This window comes from Pseudofulvimonas gallinarii (assembly GCF_004343305.1).
Taxonomy (GTDB): Bacteria; Pseudomonadota; Gammaproteobacteria; order Xanthomonadales; family UBA2363; genus Pseudofulvimonas; species Pseudofulvimonas gallinarii.
Window position 1 is genome coordinate 1 of record NZ_SMAF01000056.1, and the last position, 1,463, is coordinate 1,463.

General features: G+C 66.5%; 1 protein-coding gene. It reads right to left on the reverse strand.

Going from position 1 to position 1,463, the window contains the following annotated elements; all coding sequences use genetic code 11:
* A partial coding sequence (locus EDC25_RS14600; protein ID WP_132577806.1) for a right-handed parallel beta-helix repeat-containing protein occupies positions 1–1,347 on the reverse strand: 1,347 nt, incomplete at its 3' end.
* Between the last annotated feature and the right edge of the window lie 116 nt (positions 1,348–1,463).

Sequence of the window (1,463 nt, forward strand, 5' to 3'; positions counted from 1 at the left end):
GCACGCGGTGCCCGCCACGTCGATCAGCACGCTGTCGATGCGCGGCAGCATGACCGGGGCGGCACCGCCGTAATTCCCGAGCGGCAACAACATCGGGTCGGCGAGGTACGGGTCGGTCGCGACCAGGTCGCAACTGTCATCGCCCTGCTGGAAGCGGTTGTAGCCGCTGGACCTGATCGAGCCGCCGTCGTGATGCGTGTACAGCGGTTGACCATCGCTGCCGAAAAGGGCGGTATGGGACAGGCTGGCGAGGCCCGTCGACGCGCTGCTGATGAAACTGGCCCGACCGGTGTTGCCGATGAACGTCGCGTGCCGGATCGCGGCCGAGCTGTCTTCGGCTACATGGATGGCGTTGCGCGTGTCGTAGAAGGTGCTGTTGACGATCTGGGCGTTGACCGGGCTTTCAATGTAGATGTCGCCTCCGAATGACGTCGGGCCGCCGCTCCGGTTGCCTATGAAGGTCGACCGGATCACCGAGAGCGTGGCGCCAGCGACGGTTCCCTGGGTTTGGATTGCACCGCCCGGGCGGCCGGTGTTGCCGACGAACAGCGAATCGGTAATGACCGTGCTGCCGGCGTCCACCAGCCGCAGCGCGCCACCCGGGCCGTGGCCCTCGGGTCCGTTGTGGCGAAAAACGCTGCATGCGATCGTTACCTGGGGAACCCTGTGCAGCACGACGGCACCGCCGCCGCGCCCGCCCGGCCCCCCCGGCGTGGCGCGATTGTCTTCGAACGTGCAGTCCTCGATCGTCAGCTCATTCACCGTCTTGTCTGGATGGTCGTACCACCAGCGGCCGACGGCGGGGCGCGCGTTGTTCCTGATCACCACGTCCGACAGCGTTGCCTGGTCGACCTGGCGCAGCTGAACGGCGCTTCCGGAGCCTGTCTCCGGTCCGCCTTGGCCGTCGATGAGGGAGAGGCTGGACAACGCGAAGTCATGCGCCGGATGGGCCATGTCGACGACGATCATGTTCGGGGCGGACGTACGACGCAGCGTCAGCCCATCGAGGCCCACGATGCTCAAGGACTGGGTGACGACCAGACTCTGGCTGATCTGGATTTCGCCGCCGATGAGTGCGGGAACGAAGAGAATGAGATCGCCGGCACCGCTGTTGTGGCCGGCGTCGCAGGCATCGACGGCGACATTGGTGTTGGCGGCCAGCACGGCCTCGCGCAGCGAGCAGTCGCCGTCGCCGTTGTGTTCGTCGTCGAGGATGTTGACGACGATGATCGCCGACCGGGCGGCGGGCGCAAGCACGGCAATCAGCAGGAGCGGAGAAGTACGGCGCGGCATGGCGGTCTCGATGGCGAGCCTCAGCGGTAGTAGGACGGGTCGTCCCAGGGACACTTGCGGAAGGAGTCCTGGTAGGCATTGACCATCGCCGAGCGGATCCGGCTGTCGTCCTGCGCCTGGGTGGCACTCATCAGTGCTTTCGACGCGCGACTGCTGCAGCGTGCGACCTC